20 protein-coding genes are annotated in these 25247 nt (G+C 43.8%); 15 read left to right on the top strand and 5 right to left on the bottom strand.

Annotated elements, in window-relative coordinates; all coding sequences use genetic code 11:
* The first annotated feature begins 46 nt into the window (after window positions 1-46).
* The 14 genes from pepF to HMPREF9193_RS01950 all read left to right on the top strand — a co-directional run bounded on the left by pepF (window position 47) and on the right by HMPREF9193_RS01950 (window position 16898).
* Window positions 47-1825, top strand: coding sequence for an oligoendopeptidase F (gene pepF / locus HMPREF9193_RS02015; RefSeq protein WP_021686380.1), 1779 nt, complete (start codon window positions 47-49; stop codon window positions 1823-1825).
* A gap of 58 nt (window positions 1826-1883) precedes the next feature.
* Window positions 1884-2792, top strand: a complete 909-nt coding sequence (locus tag HMPREF9193_RS02010) for an amidohydrolase family protein (protein ID WP_021686379.1) — start codon at window positions 1884-1886, stop codon at window positions 2790-2792.
* A gap of 3 nt (window positions 2793-2795) precedes the next feature.
* Window positions 2796-3566, top strand: coding sequence for an exodeoxyribonuclease III (locus tag HMPREF9193_RS02005; protein ID WP_021686378.1), 771 nt, complete (start codon window positions 2796-2798; stop codon window positions 3564-3566).
* 1 nt (window position 3567) lies between these two features.
* Window positions 3568-4170 (top strand): rhomboid family intramembrane serine protease, encoded by a 603-nt coding sequence (locus tag HMPREF9193_RS02000; RefSeq protein WP_021686377.1) that lies wholly within the window; start codon window positions 3568-3570, stop codon window positions 4168-4170.
* A gap of 70 nt (window positions 4171-4240) precedes the next feature.
* Window positions 4241-5977, top strand: a complete 1737-nt coding sequence (locus tag HMPREF9193_RS01995) for an AMP-dependent synthetase/ligase (protein ID WP_021686376.1) — start codon at window positions 4241-4243, stop codon at window positions 5975-5977.
* 111 nt (window positions 5978-6088) lie between these two features.
* On the top strand, window positions 6089-7318 hold the full coding sequence (locus tag HMPREF9193_RS01990) for a cation:dicarboxylate symporter family transporter (RefSeq protein ID WP_021686375.1): 1230 nt from the start codon (window positions 6089-6091) through the stop codon (window positions 7316-7318).
* 165 nt (window positions 7319-7483) lie between these two features.
* Window positions 7484-8284 carry an alpha/beta hydrolase family protein gene (locus HMPREF9193_RS01985; protein ID WP_021686374.1) on the top strand — a complete coding sequence of 267 codons (801 nt, stop codon included), beginning with the start codon at window positions 7484-7486 and terminating at the stop codon, window positions 8282-8284.
* Entirely contained in the window at window positions 8265-9404 is a 1140-nt protein-coding gene (locus HMPREF9193_RS01980; RefSeq protein ID WP_040847325.1) for a phosphotransferase enzyme family protein, read from the top strand. The genes HMPREF9193_RS01985 and HMPREF9193_RS01980 overlap by 20 nt, the downstream gene beginning before the upstream one ends.
* Window positions 9405-9520: 116 nt before the next feature.
* A complete protein-coding gene (locus HMPREF9193_RS01975) occupies window positions 9521-10771 on the top strand; it encodes an ABC transporter substrate-binding protein (protein ID WP_040847229.1) in 1251 nt (416 codons plus the stop codon).
* 114 nt (window positions 10772-10885) lie between these two features.
* A complete protein-coding gene (locus HMPREF9193_RS01970; protein WP_021686371.1) occupies window positions 10886-11803 on the top strand; it encodes a carbohydrate ABC transporter permease in 918 nt (305 codons plus the stop codon).
* Window positions 11804-11818: 15 nt separating this feature from the next.
* Window positions 11819-12691, top strand: a complete 873-nt coding sequence (locus HMPREF9193_RS01965) for a carbohydrate ABC transporter permease (protein WP_021686370.1) — start codon at window positions 11819-11821, stop codon at window positions 12689-12691.
* Window positions 12692-12816: 125 nt separating this feature from the next.
* On the top strand, window positions 12817-15222 hold the full coding sequence (locus HMPREF9193_RS01960; protein WP_021686368.1) for a helix-hairpin-helix domain-containing protein: 2406 nt from the start codon (window positions 12817-12819) through the stop codon (window positions 15220-15222).
* Between the two features lie 15 nt (window positions 15223-15237).
* Window positions 15238-15687, top strand: coding sequence for a NanQ anomerase/TabA/YiaL family protein (locus tag HMPREF9193_RS01955; protein ID WP_021686367.1), 450 nt, complete (start codon window positions 15238-15240; stop codon window positions 15685-15687).
* Entirely contained in the window at window positions 15684-16898 is a 1215-nt protein-coding gene (locus tag HMPREF9193_RS01950) for a DNA recombination protein RmuC (RefSeq protein ID WP_021686366.1), read from the top strand. The genes HMPREF9193_RS01955 and HMPREF9193_RS01950 overlap by 4 nt, the downstream gene beginning before the upstream one ends.
* Before the next feature lie 31 nt (window positions 16899-16929).
* On the opposite strand, the gene HMPREF9193_RS01945 is transcribed toward HMPREF9193_RS01950, so the two are convergent.
* Complete coding sequence (locus HMPREF9193_RS01945; RefSeq protein WP_021686365.1) at window positions 16930-18315, bottom strand: aldehyde dehydrogenase; 1386 nt, start codon at window positions 18313-18315, stop codon at window positions 16930-16932.
* 227 nt (window positions 18316-18542) lie between these two features.
* Here HMPREF9193_RS01945 and HMPREF9193_RS01940 point away from each other — a divergent pair, with 227 nt between their 5' ends.
* Window positions 18543-19697 (top strand): iron-containing alcohol dehydrogenase, encoded by a 1155-nt coding sequence (locus tag HMPREF9193_RS01940; RefSeq protein ID WP_021686363.1) that lies wholly within the window; start codon window positions 18543-18545, stop codon window positions 19695-19697.
* 98 nt (window positions 19698-19795) lie between these two features.
* On the opposite strand, the gene HMPREF9193_RS01935 is transcribed toward HMPREF9193_RS01940, so the two are convergent.
* The 4 genes from HMPREF9193_RS01935 to HMPREF9193_RS01920 are packed head-to-tail and all read right to left on the bottom strand — an operon-like array spanning window position 19796 to window position 25213.
* Window positions 19796-21985, bottom strand: a complete 2190-nt coding sequence (locus HMPREF9193_RS01935) for a peptidase domain-containing ABC transporter (RefSeq protein ID WP_021686362.1) — start codon at window positions 21983-21985, stop codon at window positions 19796-19798.
* A 20-nt stretch (window positions 21986-22005) separates the two neighbouring features.
* Complete coding sequence (locus tag HMPREF9193_RS01930) at window positions 22006-23397, bottom strand: TolC family protein (protein WP_021686361.1); 1392 nt, start codon at window positions 23395-23397, stop codon at window positions 22006-22008.
* 4 nt (window positions 23398-23401) lie between these two features.
* Window positions 23402-24556 carry a beta-barrel domain-containing protein gene (locus HMPREF9193_RS01925; RefSeq protein ID WP_021686360.1) on the bottom strand — a complete coding sequence of 385 codons (1155 nt, stop codon included), beginning with the start codon at window positions 24554-24556 and terminating at the stop codon, window positions 23402-23404.
* Window positions 24557-24595: 39 nt separating this feature from the next.
* Window positions 24596-25213 carry a hypothetical protein gene (locus HMPREF9193_RS01920; RefSeq protein WP_021686359.1) on the bottom strand — a complete coding sequence of 206 codons (618 nt, stop codon included), beginning with the start codon at window positions 25211-25213 and terminating at the stop codon, window positions 24596-24598.
* Window positions 25214-25247: the final 34 nt, after the last annotated feature.

The raw sequence follows: 25247 nt of genomic DNA, 5'->3' as shown, positions 1-25247 counted from the left end.
CTGTAGCACGTAGCATTAAAAACTGCAATGTGTTATATTGTTATATATGAACGATATACCCTTACGAGCGCAAGTTAAACCCGAAGATAAATGGGATTTAAGTAGTTTATTTAAAACAGCTGAAGAATGGGAAAACGCGCTTGCAACGATAACCGACGGTGCGCAAAAGCTCGCTTCTTTTAAAGGACGCGTTAAAGAAAATTTACTTGAAGTGCTTGCTCTTTACGAAAGCACGGAACAATTAAGCGAAAAAACCGGAAACTACGCATCGCTTTTAACGGCTCAAGACGAAAGCGATACCGAAGCACAAAACAAAATGGGCCGTTATATGATGTGCGCAAGCGCTGCCGAAGCGCTTACCAGTTTTTTAATTCCGGAATTGCAAAAAGCGGCGGCGGACATTGAACCTTTATTAGACACAGACGAATACAAAAATTATGCAGTATGGCTGAAAAAACTGTTCCGCCTTAAAGATCATATTTTAAGCGAAAAAGAAGAGCGGCTTTTTGCCTTGCAAAGCGAAAGTATGCAAACGCCTGCCGCCGCTTTTTCCATGCTTACCAATGTCGATGCGGAATTCGGTTATGTGCTTACCGAAAAAGGCAAAATGCCGCTCAGTCAAACGACATGGTCTTCGTTTATGATTAACGAAAACCGTGAAGTACGTAAAAACGCGTACTGCCAATTTTACCGCTTTTTTGATGCAAACAAACACACGCTCACCGCTTTGTATGCGGGAAGCGTCAACCAAGACATATACTGTGCCCGTTCCCGCGGCTACGCTTCGTCGCTTGAGCAAGCTTTGTTCCCCGACAACGTACCCGAAACGGTATACCGCCGCCTTATCGATACGGTACGCAGTCGCTTGCCGGCGCTGCACCGCTATTATTCGCTTTTGAAAAAAACACTGCAATTGGATGAGCTTCGCCACTACGACGTATACATGCCGATGAGCGAAAACGTACGTTTTATTACCCCGTACACTCAAGCTGTAGAAATGCTGCGCGAAGCGCTTTCTCCTTTGGGAAATGAATACACCGACACACTGTGCTCGGGCTTAACGGCAGGCTGGGTAGACCGCTACGAAAACAAAGGAAAACGAAGCGGCGCGTTTTCTTCCGGCTCTTATACCGGCTACCCCTATATTTTAATGAACTATAAAGAAGACGTTATCCGCGATGTATTTACACTGGCACACGAAGGCGGACACTCCATGCATTCATGGTACGCCGCGCGCAATAACCCGTTTATGTGTTACGATTATACGATTTTTGAAGCCGAAGTTGCATCTACGTTTAACGAACAGCTTTTATTCCAATATTTGCTTAAAAAAACAACAAACCCCAAAGAACGCTTATACCTTTTGTGTACGCGCGCGGCGGATATTGCGGCAACACTATACAGGCAAACAATGTTTGCCGAATTCGAACTGCAAACCCACGAATCGGTAGAACGGGGTACACCTCTTACGGTACAGCATTGCCGCTCGATATACCGCAAATTGCTTGAAGATTATTTCGGCACGGATATGGTGCTTGAAAACGAAAGCGACCTTGAATGCTTGCGCATTCCTCACTTTTACAGCGCTTTTTACGTATATAAATATGCAACCGGTATTTCGGCAGCGCTTACGTTGGCAAAAAGGGTAAGCGAAGGCGGCGAAAGCGAACGTAATGATTACTTTAAGTTTTTAAAATCGGGCGGTACGTTATACCCTGTACAAGCGCTGCGCCTTGCCGGAGTTGACATGGAACGAACCGAACCGATAGAAACCGCCGCCGACGTTTTTGCAGATTTGGTACAAAAAATTGCCGAATATTTTTAACACAGCTGATGAAAACCTATATTTTTACCGATAATTAACACATAATGGAGAATTATTTATGGTTTCTGTAAGCGAATTCAAAAACAGAGCAAAGATGGATGCACACAATCATCTCAACTTGGGAATGCGCTATGCGTCGTATGTTTCGTGGGCGGGGTTTTACATACCCGACTTTCCGCGAAAATTAAATGGTTTGGACGAGATGCATGTAATCATAAAAAATTATACAGGCGTCCGTTGTGCTTGCGAAAAGGACGTTCAAGATTTACTCGATTTATCCATTCAAGATGCCGTAGCTGACGGAGTAACCGTATTGGAAGGAAGCATCGACCTTGGGTTTATCCGTCATTGCGGAAACAACGTTCAACGTTTTTTAGACATGGTAAAACACCTCAAAGAAAAATTCAAAAAATCTTTGGACTTCCGTCCCGAACTGGGCATGGGTAAACTGTTCGACAAAAATTTAATAAAAAAATGGGCGCCCGAATGTATAGAAAGCGGCGTTTTTAAAAGCATAGATTTGTACGGACCGGAAGTGGAAGACGGCATAGAAGATTTTCAACCGTTGTACAAACTTGCAGAAAAATTGGGCTTGAAAAAAAAGGCGCACGTAGGAGAGTTTTCCAATGCCCGATCCGTTCAACGCTTTGCTCAATTTTTTGGACTTGACGAAATACAGCACGGCATAGGCGCCGCAACCGATAAAGCCGTTATGAAATTTTTACGCGACGAAAAACTGCGCTTACACGTATGTCCTGCAAGCAATGTTTTACTGTCCGCCGTACCCTCTCTTGAAGAACATCCCATAAAAATCTTGTGCGAAAACGGCGTGGATGTAACCATAGCAACCGATGACCTCTTGTTTTTTAACAAAAGCATCAGTGAAGAGTGCGCCGATTTGGTTAACGCCGGAGTTCTTTCGAAAGAACAAGTATTCGATATTTTAGACCGAAGCGTAAAAAAATAACCTATGGCTCGCATTGTTTCGTGGAACGTAAACGGTATACGTGCCGTAGAAAAAAAAGATTTTATCGGCTGGCTGCTTTCAACCAAAGCAGACGCCGTGTGCATTCAAGAAACCAAAGCCAAACAAACCCAGCTTTCAGAAAACCTATTATCCCCTGCAGGCTACCGCTCCTATTGGATGGAAGCGCAACGTCCCGGTTATTCGGGAACAGCTTTGTATACGAAAAAAGAGCCGGACAAGATAAGCAATATGGGCATAGAGCGATTTGATTGCGAAGGACGCACTCTTGCCGCCTTTTTCGGCAAAACGGTTATCATCAGCGCATATTTTCCCAATAGCCAAGATGCCGGTGCGCGCCTTGCTTACAAGCTGGATTATTGTAAAGCTATGTTCGATATGTGCGAAAAATTGACAGCCGGCGGATATAACATTGTGCTGTGCGGAGACTACAACATTGCGCATAAACCGATCGATTTAGCGAACCCTAAAGCAAACGAAAAAAATCCCGGTTATTTACCCGAAGAGCGCGCGTGGATGGATATGTTTACTTCAAACGGTTATATAGATACATTCCGCCGTTTTTGTATCGAAGCAAACCAATATACGTGGTGGAGCTACCGCTTCCGCGCGCGCGAAAAAAACATCGGATGGCGCATCGATTATCAATGCGTTAACGAACGCTTTGCCCCCCAACTGTTGTCTTCGCGCATTTTAAACACCGTTACCGGCTCGGATCACTGCCCCATAGAACTCGTTTTTAAAGGCGATTTATAAAATGGCAAACAAAGTCCGTATTACTTACAATGCACCGGTAACTTTAAATTTTTCTTTAGTGTGCGCCCTTGTACTGATAATGAGCAGGCTAATTATGCCTCATTTGATTTTAGTTTTATTTAGCGCACCGGCACGGCAAGGCTGCCCCGGAGCCTTTAATTGGACAAACCCCATACACTATTTACGCTTGTTTACCCACGTGTTCGGTCATGCGGGTTGGAATCACCTCGTCGGAAACTTAGCTTTTATACTGCTTTTAGGACCGCTCTTGGAAGAACGCTACGGCAGCCGCTTGCTTTTGCTTATGATAATGGTAACCGCATTTGTTACCGGTATTTTAAACGCCGTTTTTTTAAGCACCGGTTTAATGGGCGCAAGCGGTATCGCTTTTATGATGATTTTGCTTTCTTCGTTCGGCTCGGTACAAAAAGACGGAATTCCGCTTACCTTTTTACTCGCTTTAATAATCTATTTGGGGCGCGAAGTCGCCGCAATTTTTGTCGACGATAACATATCCAATTTTGCCCACATCGCAGGCGGTTTGTGCGGCAGTATATTCGGCTTTGCCGCTGCTCCCATAAAACGCAAAAGAAATGCCTCTTAATTTTATAATGACAAAAACCGAAAAAGCGTGTATAATACACAAAATACTGCAAAATTAAAGAGGATGCACTATGAAAAAATCCGCAGAAAATGCAAAACCGTGGGCATTTTTGGATGCGTACCGCGGAAGCGAATTTAAAGGCGAATGGCCTACTTTGCCGGAAATGTTCGGCATTACCGTAAAACGGTTCGCAAACCGCCCTTGTTTTACCGTTTTTGAAAACGAAAAAATAACGCTCACTTATGTGCAAGTTGCGCAAAAACTGGAGCAGCTTGCCTCGTGGTTTTATGCTCAAGGCGTAAAAAAAGGAGACCGTATAGCCGTTTCCGGAAAAAACTCGCCGGAATGGGCAACGGTGTATTTGGGAGCTTTGAGCGCAGGCGCAATTATCGTTCCCATAGACTACGCTTTGCACGAAAAAGAAATGGAAAACCTTTTGAACGCTTCGCAGCCCAAATTCTTTTTTGTAGACGAAGAACGCTATGAATATTTTACCGGCAGCGCTTCCAAAACAAAAGCTAAAATTTTTTCGCTCAGTCCAAAATTTAATGACACATACGTATACAATTTAAACACTTCCCAAAAAAGTGAAGTCATCCGCTGCGAAGAAAACGATACTGCAGCTATTTTATTTACATCCGGCACAACGGGAAATCCTAAAGGCGTTATGCTGTCGCATAAAAACCTCGTATCCGACTGCTATATTGCACAAACACACTTAAAAATCTTTGAAACCGATATTTTTTATGCTTTGCTTCCCATACACCACTCTTACACTATGCAAGCCGTATTTATAGAAGCGCTTTCCGTCGGTGCGGAATTGGTGTTTGCAAAAAGCATGGCGGTAAGCCGCATGCTGCGGGAATTACGCGAAGGTAAAATCACTATGCTTTTAGGCGTTCCGCTTTTATTTAATAAACTGCTTGCCGGTATATTAAAAGGCATCCGCGAAAAAGGCATTGTTGTATACGGCATTATAAAAATGCTGATGGGTATTTCGTACGCAATAAAAAAACTGACGGGTATAAACCCCGGTAAAAAAATGTTCAAAGCCGTTTTGGAAAAAGCAAGCATCAGCACTATCCGCATAGCTATTTCAGGAGGCGGTCCGCTTGCAGCCAGCGTATTCCGTATGTACCAAGAATTAGGCATAGATTTTATTCAAGGCTACGGATTAACCGAAACTTCGCCCATTATCGCGTTAAACCCGAAAGAACATTTTAAAATTGAAAGCGTCGGCCGCTATTTTCATCCCTACATGGAAATGGAAATCCTCGACCCGGACGAAAACGGCATAGGTGAAGTTATTGTTAAGGGTCCGATGATTATGCAGGGATACTACAACATGAAAGAAGAAACCGAAGCCGTATTTACAAAAGACGGATGGTTTAAAACCGGCGATTTGGGAAAACTCGATTCCGAGCGCTATTTGTATTTAGCCGGACGCGCAAAAAACCTTATCGTAACCGAAGGCGGAAAAAATGTCTTCCCCGAAGAAATTGAAAACGCATTCCAACTGTATACCGACATAGAACAAATCACTATCCAAGGCTATATACAAGACGCTGCCGTAAAGTCCGAAGGCATAGAAGCATTGGTATACCCTTCCGACGATTTATTCAAACGGTTAAACCTTATCCGCGGTTCCGACGATGCGGCAGACCCCGTATACGATGCCGTAAGCGATATTATTGACAAAGTAAATAAAACGCTCGCATCCTATGCACGCATTTCCAAAATAACCGTATTGGACGAACCTTTGGAAATGACCACTACGCGTAAAGTAAAACGTCGATATAATAAATAAAATCCGGCTTGCCAACCGTACAGTACGCACGGTTGGCATAGTTTGCGCTTTCGACATGCCATATGCCGGCGGTATGTTGACTGTCTTTACATCATAAGGTATCTTTCTTTTATGAAAATCTGGATAAAATACCTTATCGGCTGCTCACTGGGCATACTTATGGCATTTTTTTTACCTGCCAATCAAGCCGGCGTAAAAATCGTTGTACGATTTTTCAACGAATTAACCGTTAGAACCGGCAGATACTTTTTAATTCCCGTCCTTTTCTTCGGAATGACCATTTCCATAACAAAACTGCGGGAAACAGGAAAACTTTTACATACGGGTTTACGTATTGCGCTGTGCAGCGTAGTTATTACCCTCATCGGCACCGTATTAGGTATTGTATCCGGTCTTATTGTAAAGCTGCCCAGAATTCCCATTTCTGTCGAAAAAATTTCCGATCCGGTAAGGCTGGATATTCCCGCACGCCTTTTATCTTTGTTTCCTTATAACGGCATTTCGGGTCTTTTGGACGGTTCTTTTTTACTGCCGATGTGTGTATTGGCAGGCTTTATCGGAGCAAGCTTTGCTTCAGACAATTTAAAAGCAAAACCCGCTTTGGTTTTATTCGATTCGCTTGCAAAAATAAGCTATTCGGTTTTAAGTTTTTTTACCGATTTTATTGCCATCGGTATGATTGCCGTTTCTTGTTCGTGGGCAATCATTTTTTTTGATATTTTATCTTCTTCCAGCTTTCTCGGTCTTATTTTACTGCTACTTGCAGATACGCTCATTATAATAGCGGGCATTTTACCCTTTTTGCTACGCACGTTGTTACACGAAAACCGCCCATACAAAGTATTATTTGCAGCTCTGGCACCGCTTATAGGTGCACTGTTTTCGGGAGACACAAACTTTGTTCTTGCACTGAATTTACGCCATGCAAAAGACAGTCTCGGCATACGGCGCAGAATAAGTACGGTAAGCTTGCCGGTGTTTTCAATTTTTGCAAGAAGCGGAACTGCACTGGTTGTTGCCGTATCGTTTATTATCGTTTTGCGTTCGTATTCCAGTTTGGATATTTATGTTTCGGACATTTTATGGCTTACCGCTTTGTCGTTCGGCATTTCTTTTTGTTTGGGCGCCTTCCCCTCAGGCGGTGCTTTTACCGCACTTACCGTGCTTTGCAGCTTGTATGGACGGGGCTTTGAATCCGGTTATTTGCTTTTAAAACCCGCAGCCGTTATCATTTGTTCTTTTGCAGCTGCAATAGATGCCGCCGCCGCCCTGTGCTCAGCATATTACATCGCACAGCGTGAAAAAATGATTATGCCCCAAGAACTAAAGTATTATATTTAAGTCATTCCGACCAAAAACACAAAACCGGATCCGGCAAAACGCTGCCGGTTTTTGCCGGACGGATGACGCTCGGCACTCAACGCTAAGACACCGCTTCGGATACCAAAAGCTCTACCGCGCCGGCTTGATTTAAATAAAAATATAACTTACACTAAAATATAAGATATGTTTAATTGTGAAAATCGGAATATATGCGCCGAAAATATAACCGTCGGCGATGTTCCGTGTATAAGATTTTATCCTTCAAAAAGTTCAGGCTTTAAAGCCCCGTTTGCAACTTTGCTGTACTATCACGGCTGGTCGTCTCAAAAAGAAAATCAAACACTTATAGCGCACTTGTTCGCTTCTTTGGGCTTTCAAGTACTGGTACCCGATGCAATACACCACGGCGAGCGGGACAAATTCAACGACTATGATAAAGCTTTTTGCCGTAATTTGTTTCCCACAATTATGCAAAACCTTGCCGAATTTCCGCTTTTGTTAAACTATTTAACCGAACAGTGCGGCGCAGACAAAAATGCCGTAGCCGTTGCGGGACACTCTATGGGCGGCTTTACCGCTGCCGGCATTTTTACACACAACAGTGCCGTAAAAACTGCCATTGTGTTTAACGGCGCATGCGATTGGGAAAATACCGTTTTATATATGGAAAAAAAAGGAAAAACACAACCTTTGTACCGCAGCGCAGCCGTTAAAAAAGCAAACCCCGCGTATAATATGGAAAAAATTATAAACCGCCCCCTGCTTTTAATGCACGGAACCAAAGACGCGTTTGTGCCTTACGCCGTGCAAAAACAGTTTTACAAAAAAGCAAGCGCTTTATACAAAAATCCTGATAAAATCGCTTTTATCGGCGTTGAACGCATGAACCACTACATCAGCGTGCAAATGCTTTCACATGCCGCTTCTTGGCTGGAAAAAGAATTAAAAGGAAAGGATGTTTTTTATGGAACAAAACGATATTGAACACATACTCAACCAATTCGCATTATACGGAGATTTAATATCTTTTAAAGGTTTCGGCGGTGGGCATATAAACAATACCTATGTTTCCGTGCGGAACCAAGCCGGAACGCTTGTACGCTACACCCACCAGCGTATCAATAAAAACGTATTTAAAAATCCCGCTCAAGTAATGGAAAACATCCAAAGAGTAACGTCGCACATATATGCAAAACTTACTGCTGATACGGATAGAGCAAACGAAGGCAGCGCGGGCATCACTCCGGGAAGACGCGTTTTAACCGTTGTTCCTGCAAAAAACGGTTTACCGTATTATAAAGACAAAGATGGCGAATACTGGAGAACGTATTTATTTGTAGAAAACGCGTCGACTTACGATATCATGGATAACAGCGATTTAGCGTATAAAGTAGGAAAAGCCGTAGGTACTTTCCAAAACCAACTGTCCGATTACACAGGGCCCGCGCTGCACGAAACTATAGCCGACTTTCACAATATGCGCGTACGCTACGAACAGCTGGAAAGCGCCGCGTCAAAAGACAGTGTATCGCGGCTTACTTCAGTGCGTACCGAATTCGACTTTTTACTGGCAAACAGAGAACGCGGCGCAGTGCTCACCGACGGTCTTGCAAGCGGAAAACTTAAGCGCGGCATTACCCATAACGATACAAAATTAAACAACATATTGTTCGATGATAAAACCGGAGAAGCGATATGCGTTATCGACCTTGACACTGTTATGCCCGGTACGGTACTGTTTGACACAGGTGATCTTATACGCACCGCAACAAATACCGGAGCCGAAGACGAGCGCGATCTTTCAAAAGTCGGTTTCGATTTGGAATTGTTCCGTTCGCTGGCAGCCGGTTATATTTCAAGCGCCGGCTCTTTTTTAACCGATTATGAAAAAAGCCTTATTGCGGAATCGGGCAGAGCTTTAACTCAAATAATGGCTGTCCGCTTTTTAACGGATTATCTGAACGGCGATGTATACTACAAAACCGAGCGGAAATCCCATAACCTCGACCGCGCCCGCACACAAATACGGCTTATGCAGTCTATGGACGAACAATGGAACGGCGTACAGCACACGATGGAAAAACTGTGCCGTACATCTTTATAAATTTTGTAAGCTATCCGGTTGTCCGGTAAGCATATTTTATTTGAGCGTACTGTACGCCGGTTCAGCGTGCATGTGCACAGCGAGACAGGGCGCAACATACGCTATCAGGAGGAAAAATGAAAAAATCATTACTTACAGCTGTTGTATTGTCGTGCTGTATGAGCGCTGCTTTATTTATGCTCGGCTGTGAAAAAAGTGCGAGTAAGGCAAAGCTGGTGTACTGGAGTATGTGGAACGAAGCCGAGCCGCAGGGTATGGTTATCGCACAAGCAGCACAAGCGTTTACCAAAGCTACCGGCATTACGGTAGACGTTAACTTTAACGGTCGAGAAATCCGCAAAACCTTGCAGCCTGCCCTCGACGCAGGCGAAACAATCGACTTGTTCGACGAAGATATTGAACGCGTTTTAAACGCATGGGGAAACTATGTTTTACCGCTGGACGAATATGTACAAAAAACCTATTCCACCACCGACGGGAAACCGTACAACAGCGTAGTAAATCAAACGCTGTTTAACTTGGCAAAAGAACTCGGCGGCGGTACGGTAAAAAACATTCCCTATCAGCCTTCCGCTTTTGTAACGCTGTACAATAAAGATTTATTCAAAAAAGCAGGCATAGAAAAAGTTCCTGCGGATTGGAACGAATTTTTAAGCGCATGCGAAAAATTAAAAGCTATCGGCATTCCGGCAATTACCGTCGACGATGCGTACATGGCATGCCTTTTCGGTTACAACATGGACCGCTTGGTCGGCAAAAAAGCGACTATGGATATGGTAAAAAACAAAGACTTTAGCGGAGCACAAGTGCTTGAATTCGGCAAAATCTGGGAAAACATGGCTAAAAACGGCTATGTCAGCCCCAAAGCGGCATCCAATATTTGGCCTGCAGGACAAGTTGATGAAATGGCAGCGGGTAAAGTTGCCATGTACTTAAACGGCACATGGCTTCCCAACGAAATCAAAATGCAAGCTTCCCGCTTAAATTGGGGCGCATTTGCATGGCCTGCAATGTCGGCAAAGGGCGACGGGACCGAAGCAAACAACTACGGCTGTCAAAGTTTTGCCGTAAACAAAAATTCAAAATATCCGGAAGAAGCCTTTAAGTTTATCGTCTGGATGACTACCGGCGAATGGGATGAAAAACTGGCAAAAGAAAGCATCGGCATTCCCGCCGGCAAAGATACCGAATGGCCTGCACAGCTTGCCGAAGCTAAAGTTATTGTAGACAATACCACCAATCGTTTGGATTGGGCAGTCGGCATGGAAAACGATCCGGAAATCAATGCAAAAATAAAAGAGAATTTTGCAAAATTAATAAAGGGCGACCTTAACGCACAAACATTTGCCGCAGCGATGGCAAAATAACGCGTTTGTTTAAATTACAAAATACAAAGGGGCTGCGTGAACAACACTTGTACAAAGCGCTTGCGCTCGCAGCCCCGAATACTTACCGCTTAAAAGCGGCATAACGGGGACAATATGATCAGAAAAAACAAACCGATGATAATAGCCTTTTTAACACCGGCTGTTTTGTGTTACGCTGCGGTATTTTTATACCCGACGCTCAGAACGTTTATAATGAGTTTTTTTGCCGTAGAAAGCGTATCCGCCCCCGTTTCCGCATGGACTTTTAACGGTTTGGGTAATTATATAAAAATCTTTACCACGGCAATGTTTTTGCAAGCGATGAAAAACATTGCTCGGCTGTGGTTTTGGGGCGGCTTGGGCGTTATGATTATAGCGCTTGTTATGGCAGTCGCATTAACCGGCACTGTTACTCCCAAATTAAAAGCTTTGTACCGCAGCGTTATTTATTTACCCAACGTCGTCAGTGCGGTTGCTATGGGTACTATGTGGATAAACTACGTATACAACAGCGACTACGGTTTGCTGCACAGCGTTTTTGCAGGCATCGGCTTTGAAAAACTTTCCGCAACGCTGTGGACGGGACCGGGAACGCGCTTTTGGAGTATGCTGGCAGCGTACAGCTTCGGCATGATCGGCTATCACATGCTCATCTTTATGAGCGGTATAGAACAAATACCTAAAGACTTTTACGAAGCCGCATATCTTGAAGGCTGCAATGTATGGCAGCGCTTTAAAAACGTCACGCTGCCCTTTTTGCGCGGCGTATTTAGAACAAACATTGTTATGTGGACCGTATATACGGTCGGCTTTTTTGTGTGGGGACAGCTGTTTAGTCCCATCAATTTATCAAACGACACGGTTGCTCCGATGAACTATATGTACGAATTGGTATTCGGCTCTTCGTCTTCGGCAATAACCGTTCGGGATACCGGCGCGGGTGCGGCCATCGGTGTTGTTATGATGTTAATCGTTGTAACAGTGTTTTTTACCACAAACAAAATCGTTGCCAACGACGACATAGAAACGTAAGGGGAGAAGTAGCAAGTGGCAGTTGTTCTAAGTTTTAAGCAAAGGCAAGGTTCGGCACGAAGCAAATTAAGCAAAGCTCCCGCATACCTTTTACTTACTTTGTGGGCAGTATTTACCGTTATGCTGATAGGCTGGGTTTTGTTTGCCTCTCTTTCAACATCTAGCGAAATATTTTCCGAGCACATGTTCAAATTCGAAACGGGTTTTCACTTCGAAAATTACATAAAAGCGTGGAAAACACAAAAAGTGTCGGTGTTTTTTATGAACTCGCTTTTGTACACTCTCGTTTCCTGTACGCTCATCGTATTGATTGCATCTCCGGCAGCTTACGTGCTGTCGCGCTTTAAATTCAAAGGCAATATGTTTTTACAAAATATGTTTGCCTCGGCACTCGGCATTCCGATTATTATGATCATTATGCCGCTTTTCGGCTTGGCGTCGATGTTCAAACTAACAAACACTCGTGCATTAATTATCTTCTTATACATCGCCGTAAACGTACCGTTTACATTGTTTTATCTTTTGGCATTTTTTAAAAACTTAAGCACAACATACGAAGAAGCCGCTGCAATCGACGGCTGCCCGCCCATACGCACTTTTTGGACTATTATGTTTCCGCTCGTACAGCCGGGTATAATAACCGTCTCCATTTTTAATTTTATTACCGTATGGAACGAATACTTTATGTCTTTGATTTTTGCAAACAAAATATCGGTACGTTCGGTTGCCGTCGGCTTATACAATATGATTTCGGCTATGCGCTACACGGGCGACTGGGGCGGAATGTTTGCCAGCGTCGTTATCATCTTTTTACCCACCTTTGTACTGTATTTGTTTTTATCCGAAAAAATCATTACCGGAGTTACCGGCGGCGCTATAAAAGGCTGACCGGTGCAGTATGTGCGGCAAAGCCGTTTTTCGACGGCTTGCTTTAAAAGGCGGCTTTGTCCACAACAAAAAAAAACAAAAGCTAAACTTTACATTTTTGCTGTTTTCCCATACAATGCAGCTCTATGGAATTTACACAAGAAGCTATCGATGCCCTCAGCGTAAATGAGGACGAAATTACAAAACGTATTGCACAAACGATGAACATACGGGCGCAGCAAGTTGCAGCGGTTATATCACTGGTAAACGAAGGCTGCACTATTCCGTTTATTTCCCGCTACAGAAAAGAAAAACACGGGTCTTTGGACGAAGTGCAAGTGCGAGAGTGCGACCATTTATTTAAAAGCGCGCTTAATTTGGAAAATCGTCGACTCGAAATTATACGCGGAATTTTTGCACAAGGAAAACTGACCGATTTTTTATACGACGCCGTTACAAAAGCGCAAACGCTGAGCGAACTTGAAGATTTGTGGGCTCCGTTCAAAAAGAAAAAGAAAACGCGCGGTATGCTTGCCCAAGAAAGAGGACTTGAACCCTTAGCCGATGCGATGACGGAGCTTGACGGACCATCGATTGAAAAAAAAGCCGAAGCATTTATAAAAACCGACGCGGAAAACGAAGAACTCAACGTTCCCGACGTAAAAGCCGCGCTTTGCGGCGCACAGGATATACTTGCCGAGCGCACCGCTCAAGACGGCGAAAACAGAAGCGCCGTCAGAGCTTTTTATATTAAAACCGGACTTATAAAAGTAAAAGGCATCGGTGACGAACAAGCACAGCAATCGTCCGTGTACCAAATGTACTGGGACTATGAAGAGCCGCTTAACCAAATAAAACCGCACCGCATATTAGCAATTAACCGCGGAGAGCGCGAAGGCGTGCTTGAAGTTACGGTAGACGTCGACATTGAGCAAGCCGCGAAACTGTTGATAAACAAAGAAGTTATTCACAATGCGTACCACAGCGAAGCAATTGAAGACGGTCTTGTGCGCTTGCTCTCCCCTGCCGTTATACGCGAAATTCGCGGCGACCAAAGCGACCAAGCCGACGATCACGGCATAACCGTTTTTAGCGAAAACTTAAAAAACCTGCTTATGACACAGCCGATTAAAGGCACGCGCGTATTGGGAGTCGACCCGGGTATCCGCACAGGAACCAAATGCGCCGCTTTGGACGAAACGGGAAAGTACTTGGGTAGTTTTGTTATTTATCAGCACAAAGCAGACGAAGCGTGCGCAGCGGTACGGAAAGCGGTAAAAGATTACAACGTACAATTAATTGCAGTAGGAAACGGAACCGGCACAAAAGAAGTGCAGCAAATCGTTTCCAAAGTTATTTCCGAAAACTTTCCCGAAGTACTGTATACGGTAGTAGATGAAGACGGAGCTTCGGTGTATTCGGCAAGCGATACCGCACGAGAAGAGTTCCCCGAACTTGACCTTACCATACGCGGCGCTATTTCCATCGGACGGCGCTTGCAAGACCCGCTTGCCGAATTGGTTAAAATAGACCCGAAATCTATTGGAGTCGGCTTGTACCAGCACGATGTAAATCAAAAAAAATTATCCGACATGCTGGATGAAGTTGTAGGCTCGGTGGTAAACAATGTGGGCGTTAATTTGAACACCGCATCGGCTTCGCTTTTAAAATACGTGTCGGGAATAAGCGCTTCGGTAGCAAAGCGTATTGTAACATACCGCGAGCAAAAGGGAAAAATTACCGAACGAAGCGAATTGCAAAACATTGCAGGCTTGGGACCGAAAGCCTATGAACAGTGTGCAGGCTTTTTAAAAATACCCGAAAGCGCAGAGCCGCTGGACAATACGTGGGTACATCCGGAAAACTATGAAGCCGCCCGTGCCGTATTCGAATTGGTAAAGCAAAAGTCGGACATTTCTTCTTCTTTTAAAGAATCGCTTAAAGAAAAATACGGTATCGGAGAACAAACCGTAAACGATATTATCGATGAATTAAAAAAACCGAACCGCGATCCGCGCGACGAATACCCCAAACCGATTATGCAAAAAGGAGTAGTTGCATTTGAAGATTTAAAAGAGGGTATGAAAGTAACCGGCAAAATAAAAAACGTTGTCGATTTCGGCGCTTTTGTGGATTTGGGACTTAAAGAAACGGCTTTACTCCATATTTCCGAATTGAGCGATTCCTATGTGGCAGATCCCATGGATGTGGTAAAAGTAGGAGATGTAAAAGAATGTACCGTTATCGCACTGGACCCGGTGCGCCGGCGTATAAGCCTTTCGCTTAAAAGCGAACGCTCGGCGCGTCCGCTTGCCGGCGCTTTATCGGCAAACGGCGGCGTAAAAACCGCTTCCGAGCAGGCTCACAGTCATACTCACAAAGCAGCAATTCGGGTTGTTCAGCGCAAAGATGCGGGCGGATATGACGGACACAACCGCTCTAAAACCGGCCAGCGGTACGACGCAAACGGCGATGCTAAAAACAAAGCTTTTTCGCGCACCGATGACGGCATGAGCTATAATCCCTTTGCAGAACTGTTAAAAAAACGTTAAAGAGGAGAAACCCTTATGATTTTTGACACATTGGAAAACTTAAGTAAGTACGAAGCCGTGTTGAGCGGAGTAAAAGAAGCGGTACGCGTTTTAAAAGAAACGGACTTAAAATCTTTGGAAAAAGGTTCGTACGAAACGCAAAACAAATGCTGTAAGTACAATATTAACGAATACACAAGTGCAAACGACAAGCGTTTTGAAATTCATAAAAAAGCGGCAGACATACAAATTGTATTGAGCGGCACGGAAAAAATGGAATATCTGCCCCGCTCTTTTGCCTCCCGCGCCGGCGAATACGACGAAAAAAAAGACGTTGCGTTTTTTGAAGCGTCAGGCTCGTTAAGCTTTACCGCCGAACCGGGATTTTTTGTTATCTTTTTTCCGGGAGAACCGCACAGACCGGGTTTGTGCGCACAAAATCCGGAAAAAATAAAAAAAGTTATCTTTAAAATTACAGCCGAGTGAACCCGAACTTTCTGTGGGCGGCACTGCTCGTATTGCAAGCAGTAAGCCTTTTGCTTCTTTTAGTGCTTGTACTGCGCAATCCTGCCGACGCATTCGGCAAAGCCGCCCGCGAAAATAGAGAAGAACTTTCGCATACGATACATACGTTTTCGGCGTCTATGGACGCACGTATGCAAGCTTTACAAAACCAAATCCATGTTTCATCACGCGACTCACGGCAGGAATTTACGGCAAGCAGACAAGAATTAACTGCAGCGCTGCAAGCTATCAGAGCCGACAATAGCGCGCAGCTGGACAAAATGAGGGCTACCGTAGACGAAAAACTGCAGCATACACTTGAAACCCGTTTGGGACAATCTTTTAAACTGGTAAGCGAGCAGCTTGAACAAGTGCAAAAGGGTTTGGGAGAAATGAGCAGCCTTGCCGCAGGAGTCGGCGATTTGCAAAAAGTGCTGTCGAACGTAAAAACAAAAGGAGTTTTGGGTGAATATCAGCTGGAAAATATTTTAAAGCAGCTTTTAACAAACGTTCAATACGCACAGAACGTTAAAACCAAACACGCAAGCGACGCTATGGTGGAATTTGCAGTAAAAATTCCGGCGCGCACAAACGGAATTTCCAAAGACTTTGTGTGGCTGCCCATAGACGCAAAATTTCCGACCGTCGATTATCAGCGCTTAAAAGACGCATACGAACAAGGCGACGCAAAAAAAGCCGAAGTTTGCGCGGCAGAACTTGCCAAACGGGTAAAACAGTGCGCAAAAGATATTGCAGTAAAATACATCGACCCGCCGGAAACAACCGATTTTGCCGTGTTGTTTTTACCCTTTGAAGATTTATACGCAGAAGTTTTGCGCATCGACGGTTTGTTTGAATATATTCATCGCGAATATCGTGTAACCGTTACCGGACCTACCACTATGTCGGCTTTTTTAAACAGTGTGCAAATAGGGCTTCGCGCCGTCGCCGTAGAAAAACGCACGAGCGAAGTGTGGAAGCTTTTAACTTCGGTAAAAAAAGAATTCGGCGAATTCGGTACGGTACTGGAAAAAACCCGCCAAAAAATAGATCAAGCAGGTCAAGAGCTTGACAAAGCGGGTATAAGATCGCGGGAAATAGAGCGCAGTTTAAAAAAGGTGGAAACACTGCCGGACAGTCCGCGTGCAAACGGCGCGGTACTACATAACACAAATGCGGCACTCGGCGAATAAAGCGGCATTTGTGTGTGCCAAGCCCCAAACTTTATTTAATCAGTTTTTCCAAAAGCGAAAGTTTTGTACCGTAAGGCGGATAGCGCACCGGAACATCGATTGCCGTGCCGCGCGTTAAAACCGATTTAATATGGCTGAACGTATCAAAACTTGCTTTACCGTGATATTGCCCCATGCCGCTGTTACCCACTCCGCCGAACGGCAAACGCGGCGGAACCAAATGCACGATAGTATCGTTTATACAGCCTCCGCCGTAAGAAATGTGTTTTACTACAAAACGTATATTTTTTTTATTTGAAGAAAAAAAGTACAGCGCAAGCGGGCGCGGCCTCGCTGTTACAAAACTGTGCACACTTTCCAAATCGGAAAATTCAAGAACCGGCATAACCGGACCGAATATTTCTTCGCTCATTACCGGGGAAGCAGGATCCGGATCTTCGAGTATTGCAGGTGCGATTTTTCTGCTTTGCCGGTTATATTCACCGCCGCACACACGCTTTCCGTTTGCAGGATTTTTTCCGTCAATTAAAGTGCATAAGCGATCAAAATGTTTTTCGGTAATTATGGCAGGATAATCGTCGCTTCCCAGCGGATCTTGTCCGTAGTGTTTAAAAATCCAATATTTCATGCGCTTCACAAGCTGTTTTTTTATACTTTTGTGAGCAAGCACGTAATCGGGGCACACACAGGTTTGCCCGGCATTTAAATATTTACCCCACACAATTCTACGGGCAGCCAAGTCGATGTCGGCGCTTTCGTCCACAATGCACGGGCTTTTTCCGCCCAATTCAAGGCTCACCGGCGTTAAATGGCGCGCTGCGGCTTCCATAACCAAACGGCCTACCGTTGTACCGCCGGTAAAAAAAATGTAGTCGAATTGCTTTTCAAGCAAATCCGCATTGGCTTCACGCCCGCCTTCAACAACAGCAACATATTTTTCAGGAAAAATCGAACGTATCAGTTTTTGTATTACTGCCGACGTTGCATAAGAATAATTCGACGGTTTTATTAATGCGCAGTTTCCTGCCGCAAGCGCGCCGGCAAGCGGTTCCATTGCCAGCTGAAACGGATAGTTCCACGGCGACATAATGAGTACACGCCCGTAAGGTTCAAAGTAGGTTGTACCGTACGAGGGAAAAAGAGATATCGGCGTGCGCACTCTTTTGGGTTTTGCCCAAGCACGAAGGTGTTTAATTAAAAACCGTATTTCTTCAAGCACGATGCCGATTTCGGTTTCATATGTTTCAAACGGACTTTTGTGCAAATCGGTATACAAAGCGCCGATAATCTGTTGTTTGTTTTCGTTTATTGCGTTGTACAGCTTTTTAAGCTGATTTTTACGGAATTCAATGTCCAGCGTTTCGCCTGAGGCAAAATACGCTTTTTGCATTTCTATTAACTCGGCTGTTCTACTCATAAATCAAGCATAATACCGTACGCGCTGCAAAGTCAAGTGCGACACGGCGGTGCGGCACACATCGAAAGTGCGCGGCAAGAAGCGGGCAAAAACAAAGCCGCAGAGGGCTTTACTAAATCAAAAAATATAGTTATAATACTATCGATAAAGTTATAGCGGATATGGCATAAAACACACGCACAAACCGCTATTTTAAAATTTATACAGCGTAAGCTAAAGGAGACTCTATGAGTTACGCAACATTCAGCATTCCCAACAGGATTGTGCACGGAGCAGGTGCACTGGAATTTTTATCGACGTTAAAAGGCAGCAAAGCTTCAATTGTAACGGGCGGCAGTTCGATGAAACGTTTCGGCTTTATCGATGAAGCTAAAACACATTTGGAAAAAGCCGGCATGCAAGTGCAAATCATTGACGGGGTGGAACCCGACCCATCCGTTAAAACATGTAAAGACGGCGGCGCTAAAATGGCGGAATTCGGTCCGGATTGGATTATAGCTTTGGGCGGCGGTTCGGCTATGGATGCCGCTAAAATTATGTGGGTATATTACGAATATCCGAACTATAATTTCGACGATTTGGTAGCTTTTAAATTTCCCAAACTGCGCACCAAAGCAAAGCTGATCGGTATTCCTTCAACTTCGGGCACGGCTTCGGAAATAACTGCTTTTTCGGTTATTACGGATCCGGACAAAAACATCAAATATCCTCTGGTAAGTCCCGACATTATACCGGATATTGCCATCGTCGACGACAGAATTCCTGCAAAAATGCCGCCTTTAGTAACCGCTCAAACAGGTATGGATGTTATGACGCACGCTATAGAAGCCTATGTTTCCACAGCCCATGATGACTATACCGACCCTTACGCATTGGAAGCAATCCGCTTTGTATTTGAATACTTGGAGCGGGCTGTTGCAAACGGAAACGATATGGTTGCGCGCGGCAAAATGCACACTGCTTCAACCGTTGCCGGCATTGCATTCAGCAATTGTTCGCTGGGCATTGTCCACTCTATGGCACATAAAATCGGCGGTGAATTCCATTTAACGCACGGAGAAGCGAATGCCATTATGCTGCCGTACATCATTGAATACAACCGGAAAGGAACCGACCGGTACAGCAAATTGGAAGGCGCTTTAGGTATCGACAATTTGCCGCGCGCTATTTGGGATTTGAATAGAAAAGTCGGTATTACCAAAACCATCCAAGAAGGAAAAAACACGGTAATCCCCGAAGATAAATTCTTAAGCGTATTGGACTTAATGAGCAAGCGCGCCTTTGAAGACGCCTGTACTTTAACCAATCCGAGAAAAACTTCTCCGGAAGACATTAAAAAGATTTACCTTGCTTCCTACTACGGAAAAGAAATCGACTTTTAAAGCGTCCGGCAACCGCAGTTTAAGGCGCTAAACAAAGCCGTTCAACGGCTTGCCTTAAACCGGCTAAACCATCTAAAGCGGAATTAAAAGCTGTTATATTATCGCAGCTCTTTAATTCCGCTTTCCGTTTGCTGCGCATCCCACAGTTTTTTGTATGCACCGTTTGCTTTTATAAGCTGCTCGTGCGTACCGCTTTCTACAACACGTCCCTGCTCAAAAACAAAAATGCTATCGCAGTGCGCTATCGTAGACAAACGGTGCGCAACGATGACGGTTGTTATATCCCTGGTTAATTCATTTACGGTTTTCATAATCGAGCGCTCGGTTACCGAATCGAGGCTCGCCGTAGCTTCATCTAAAATCAAAATACGCGGTTTACGCAGCAAAATACGGGCTAAGGCAATCCGTTGACGCTCTCCGCCGGAAAGCGTCGCCCCGTGTTCACCGACCATTGTATCGTACCGATCGGGTAATTTCGATATAAACTCGTCAGCTAAAGCAGCTCTCGCTGCAGCATACACTTCTTCATCGCTAAGGTGTGCCAAGCCGAAGCGGATATTTTCTTTTACAGTGCCGGAAAACAATAAAATATCCTGCGGCACATACCCTATTGCTTTGCGGTAATAAGAAGTTTCAAAGTCTTTTAAATTAATACCGTCTATAAAAATTTCGCCGCTGTCGTAATTGTAAAATTTCATCAACAGCTTTGTAAGCGTTGTTTTCCCCGAACCGGAAGAGCCGACAAAGGCTACGCGCTGCCCCGCTTGAATATCCATGTTTATTTTTTCAAGCGTATTACCCCTTGTACCGTACGCAAAAGAAAGATTATTGATTTTTATAACGCCGCTCAATTCTTCTTTTATAACGGTTCCGGAATTGACATTTTCTTCGGGAATATCCAAAATTTCAGCCAAACGATTTGCTGCAACCGCCGCTTCCTGCAATGCCGGCTGCAAAGTCAACAAACGCCCCAAAGGATTTAAAAAATATCCGGACAAGAGCACAAACGAAATAAGCTGTCCCAAGCTCATAGTGCCTGCTAAAATGGCAAGGCTTCCCAGCCAGTACACGGCAAGAGTACCGCTTTGCGACAAAAACGTATGCAATACGTTTTCAGTATTTCCCAAAGTACCCAGCGTTATACCTTTTTTAACCGAATCGACGATTTTTACTTCGGTGCGTTCAAAGGCAAGTTTTTCGCTTGAAAGTATTTTTATCGTTGCAATCCCGTTAATGTGTTCCACCATAACCGACTGTTTGTCCGCATCTATAACCGCTTTTACCCTGAGCATCCGTTCGTAGGGATTAAAAAAAAGCCACGCTAAAACTGCCGACAGCACAACGGGAATAATTGCTGCTATCAGTAACTTTCCGCCGAATATAAATAAAAAAACACCGCCGATTACCAGCATCAGCGAATCCATCACCACCGACAACGACGCCGACGAAACGGCATGACGAATTGTAGAAGTATCGTTTATACGCGACAAAATTTCACCGGTTTTTCTGGACGTAAAAAAATCCATCGGGAGACGCAGTATATGTCTAAAATAAGTGAACATCAGCGCCGCGTCTATTTTGCTGCCCATAAACAGCATAAGCTGATTACGCGCAAAGGTAAGCAAGCTTTGAAATACGATAATCAGCGCAAAGCCTAACGAAAAAAGAGTTAAAGTAAGCTTTACGCCCGTATACAAAATCTCATCTATTAAAAACCGAAAATAAAAAGCACTGGCAATTCCCAATATGCTTAAAAAAATACTAGCGACAATTACTTCGGCAAGCGTTTTTTTATGCGGCAGCAAAAGCTTAAAAAAGCGCACTAAACTCGTATCCGTATCTTTATTTTTTTCAAAACGTTCAAGCGGCATTACAATAAAAAACACGCCCGTCCACAATGCTTTAAAGCGTTCCGTCGAAATGATTTTAAAACCGAACGCAGGATCTCCGATATATGCTTTACCGTTTTTAATTTTATACACAACTACATAGTGGTCCAAACGGTCTGCTTTTACGTGTGCAATAAAAGGATACATAATGTTTGAGCCCACTTCTTTGTCAGGACAAGCCGCACCTTTACAGGAAAAACCCAATTCTTTTGCACCGCGCATAATACCGCAGCCGGACGTCCCTTCCCGATCGGTACCGGCAAGGCGGCGGATAGTACTTATGGGAATTCGCTTGCCGTAGTATTTACAAATGGAAGCAAGACATGCGGCGGCGCAATCGCTTTCATCGTGCTGCAACACAACCGTGCGCCGGCTTAATATTACCTGCACCAGTTCCATATAGTCCCCTTTACACTTTTTTAATACCCGTTCAGTGCCGCCACAATACAACGCAAGCGTACTTCGCGGTATGCGTTTTCGGCAAGTTCGGCATTCAGTTTTTGGTATTCAAACCCGTTTTGCGTTACATATCCGTCTTTTAAAAGAGTATTCGCCGTAATCAGTTTATTGCGTTTATCAAATTTATCCCGGTCTGCTTTTTCTTTTAAATCGGCAAGTAATTGAAAATTAAATTCGTACTGTTCTTTTTTTAAAATCCATTTGGAGCGCTGCTGCATTTGCGACAATTTATACATATCGTATACATTGTTAAAAACCCTATTAAGGCGGTACTCCTGTGCTACGGGCGAAAGTGCAATCCGGGCGCTCAGCGTAAAATTAAAATTCCACTGAAAGGTATTGCGCCAATATTCGCCGCTTGCCTCAAACATATCGGGAGAACCGGATGTGCGCGACACCGGAGAAGCTGATGCGGAAAAGTTTAATTTAGGAATTGATGCTAAATGCTGCTGCGATGCCGTATAAAAGTTCAGCGTCAGTTTTTTGTTTTCAAGGCGCTCTTCCAAACCGTTTTGTATTTGTTTTTCTGCTACGTAGTTTTCCCAAAATCGTATCCACACATCGATATCTTCGGGAACATCGGTTTCGCTTAAGCCCAATTCATACAAAGCATATTTTGCATTGTAAAAATTTTGCTTTAAACGCAATACATCAAGATAAGCTTCGTAACGTTTGGTGCTTCGCTCAGACATATCAAATGTTGACAAAGCTCCCATAATCCACAATTTCCCGTCGGCTTCTTCTTGCGCTTTGGTTAATTCTTGCCGCTTTTCTTCCAAAGCAAGCCGCTCTTTTAAAAGCATATAGGTGCCGACAACCGACACTGCTTGCGCCCGTATGCGCTTTTCGGCAAGGGCGAATTCGGTTTGTGCAATATCGGTACCGACTTTTGTTTTTTGTAATTCGCTTTCTACGGCATACGGAAGTATATCCGGAGCAATTGGATAAAGCGGACTTGTTACGCCCAGTGAGGCTGAAAATTCATATTGATTAGGTTTTTCAAGTGCGGTATCGATTTGAAAAAAATTGGTGGCTTCTCCCTGTATCGAAATTCCTCCCGGAATGTTTTGAATTACGGCAAACGCTGTTTTAAAAGTATGCGATTGGCGCGAAGTTTCGTCTCCCGACGGTACGCCGCTTTTATAAGCTAAATCGGCAAAGGGCTGCATCGCCTTGCCGTAACGTTCGGGAACAAGTGCAAGAAGTGCACTGCGGTACTGCAGCACGGCGCTTTTATACACGAGACTTTTTTCAAAAACTTTTTCAATCAATTTTTCGCAGTCGTATTCTTCAGAAAAAAGGAATTGGGCGCATAAAAAGTACAAACATACAAGCGCACTTTTTTTTATCATACGTTTACCACAATAAATCAAACTTTTTTAAGATATACCACAAAACCGTTTGCTCTTTTAAAATAATCCGGCTTTCCACTTCCAAACCGCTTTTTATAGGATAAGAATTCTTTTTTTTATCCTGCAAAAAAGCTTTGTTTATATCAACCAAAACAGTAAAATAAAAAGCGCCGCGGCTGTCCGCCGACGCATCAGGGTCAATTGAAGTAATTACCCCTTGCGCACCGCCGAATTCATGAAAAGGGAAAGCAGGAAAACGCAATTTTACTTTCATTCCCTTTTGCAGTTTACCGCTCATCTTCGCAGGAATTTTTAATTCTGCGCGATACTCCGCACTTCCGGCCGGCACAATATTTAATATTTTTTGGTCGGCAAAAAGATAATCGCTTTTGTTAAGCGAAGAGATTTCCTGCACCGTACCGCCTATCGGCGCATACACCGAAGCATTTTTTAAGCTTTGGCGCACTTGTTCCAATTTGCTTTTTAAATCTTCAAGTTCAATAAAACTTTGTGTATATTCGCTGCTGATATCTTTTATAAAAGCGCTATCATGCGCTTCCATATTCAGTGCGGCAATATTTTTTGCGTACTCAAGTTCGCGCACTTTTACCGGCGTAATCGATTCTTGCGGCATATGCAAAGCTTCCTGCCATGTTTTTTCGCTGAGCATATATTTTTTTTGCAACAAGTCTTTTTGAGTTTTGTACGCTTCAAAGCGGGTAAGAGCAACTTTATTGTGCGCATCGATTTTTTCCGTACCGCTGTAAAAACTTTCTTCGATTTGTTTTAAACCGATAATTTTTAAATGTGTTTTTTCGTAATTTACTTTAAGCGCATCTTCTTTTGCTTGAAGAGAACGGAAATCTATTTGTAAAAGCAAATCACCCTTTTCAACCTGTTGCCCCGGACGATAGTACAAGCCGGTAATTTCGCCTGCAACGGCATTTTTTACTTGCGATATATTCGATATGGGACGGATAAGCCCTTTGCCGCGTACCACTTCTTCCATTTTGCCGAACACAACCCAGCACACCGCAGCACTCAACAGCACCGCAATAATCCATATCGTCAGCGAAAGTATTTTAGGCTCTTCATACAATAAAATTTCCTGACTGTACGACAACTGGTCTATCGGAATGAGTACGACAGGTTCTTTCATAGGCAGCCCCTTTTACTTTTTATTCTTACCCGGACTTTATTATCCGGCATTTTCATGAAAAAGAGTTACTTTTAAAAATCGCTCTATTATTTTTTTCTCCCGTTTACTCATCCTATTACGCGTCACCGGTTGATTTTCCATACGCAGCCAAACCTTGTCAGACGACACCTTTATATCGGGTACAAACTCAAAATATCTTTCCCAGGGATCCAAGGTGAGCAATTCCAAATTCGGGCAAAAAGAAAAATCCAAGCCTTCCGAATATATTTTTTCTACCGACTCATTTGCTATATAGCCACGGTGCTTAAATGCTTTCAATTTTGTCATATTGGTTAACAAAGAAAAATCGGAAAAATATACGCGGTCGAAATATAAATCTTCAACACTCGTCATTTCTTTAAGAAAATTATAGTTTTTAAGGGATGGTAAAGTTTGAAATTCCAAAACTTTTAAGTTTTTTAAGTTTTCCAAACCTCTGATTTCCTGCGTTTGATAACTGTTTTTATACGAATCAAAAATAACTATCTTTTCGATATCAGCAGGATAGTATTTAACAACTTCCGTGCCGTCAGTCATTACCTGTGTTATTTTTACATCCTCCGCGAATGACCACATTGTCATCATAAGTAAAAATAGCAATATCTTACTTTTTTTCATACAGCGCTCCTATTATTGCTTATTAAGCGGTACA

This window comes from Treponema lecithinolyticum ATCC 700332, from assembly GCA_000468055.1.
GTDB lineage: Bacteria > Spirochaetota > Spirochaetia > Treponematales > Treponemataceae > Treponema_C > Treponema_C lecithinolyticum.
Note: the sequence above shows the minus strand (reverse complement) of the source record. Positions and strands in the feature narration are given on the sequence as shown.

Excerpts from the sequence above, each read along its gene's own strand:
- pepF (WP_021686380.1), top strand. The coding sequence starts at position 47 with ATGAACGATATACCCTTACGAGCGCAAGTTAAACCCGAAGATAAATGG.
- HMPREF9193_RS02010 (WP_021686379.1), top strand. The coding sequence starts at position 1,884 with ATGGTTTCTGTAAGCGAATTCAAAAACAGAGCAAAGATGGATGCACAC.
- HMPREF9193_RS02005 (WP_021686378.1), top strand. The coding sequence starts at position 2,796 with ATGGCTCGCATTGTTTCGTGGAACGTAAACGGTATACGTGCCGTAGAA.
- HMPREF9193_RS02000 (WP_021686377.1), top strand. The coding sequence starts at position 3,568 with ATGGCAAACAAAGTCCGTATTACTTACAATGCACCGGTAACTTTAAAT.
- HMPREF9193_RS01995 (WP_021686376.1), top strand. The coding sequence starts at position 4,241 with ATGAAAAAATCCGCAGAAAATGCAAAACCGTGGGCATTTTTGGATGCG.
- HMPREF9193_RS01990 (WP_021686375.1), top strand. The coding sequence starts at position 6,089 with ATGAAAATCTGGATAAAATACCTTATCGGCTGCTCACTGGGCATACTT.
- HMPREF9193_RS01985 (WP_021686374.1), top strand. The coding sequence starts at position 7,484 with ATGTTTAATTGTGAAAATCGGAATATATGCGCCGAAAATATAACCGTC.
- HMPREF9193_RS01980 (WP_040847325.1), top strand. The coding sequence starts at position 8,265 with ATGGAACAAAACGATATTGAACACATACTCAACCAATTCGCATTATAC.
- HMPREF9193_RS01975 (WP_040847229.1), top strand. The coding sequence starts at position 9,521 with ATGAAAAAATCATTACTTACAGCTGTTGTATTGTCGTGCTGTATGAGC.
- HMPREF9193_RS01970 (WP_021686371.1), top strand. The coding sequence starts at position 10,886 with ATGATCAGAAAAAACAAACCGATGATAATAGCCTTTTTAACACCGGCT.
- HMPREF9193_RS01960 (WP_021686368.1), top strand. The coding sequence starts at position 12,817 with ATGGAATTTACACAAGAAGCTATCGATGCCCTCAGCGTAAATGAGGAC.
- HMPREF9193_RS01955 (WP_021686367.1), top strand. The coding sequence starts at position 15,238 with ATGATTTTTGACACATTGGAAAACTTAAGTAAGTACGAAGCCGTGTTG.
- HMPREF9193_RS01945 (WP_021686365.1), bottom strand. The coding sequence starts at position 18,315 with ATGAGTAGAACAGCCGAGTTAATAGAAATGCAAAAAGCGTATTTTGCC.
- HMPREF9193_RS01940 (WP_021686363.1), top strand. The coding sequence starts at position 18,543 with ATGAGTTACGCAACATTCAGCATTCCCAACAGGATTGTGCACGGAGCA.
- HMPREF9193_RS01935 (WP_021686362.1), bottom strand. The coding sequence starts at position 21,985 with ATGGAACTGGTGCAGGTAATATTAAGCCGGCGCACGGTTGTGTTGCAG.
- HMPREF9193_RS01930 (WP_021686361.1), bottom strand. The coding sequence starts at position 23,397 with ATGATAAAAAAAAGTGCGCTTGTATGTTTGTACTTTTTATGCGCCCAA.
- HMPREF9193_RS01925 (WP_021686360.1), bottom strand. The coding sequence starts at position 24,556 with ATGAAAGAACCTGTCGTACTCATTCCGATAGACCAGTTGTCGTACAGT.
- HMPREF9193_RS01920 (WP_021686359.1), bottom strand. The coding sequence starts at position 25,213 with ATGAAAAAAAGTAAGATATTGCTATTTTTACTTATGATGACAATGTGG.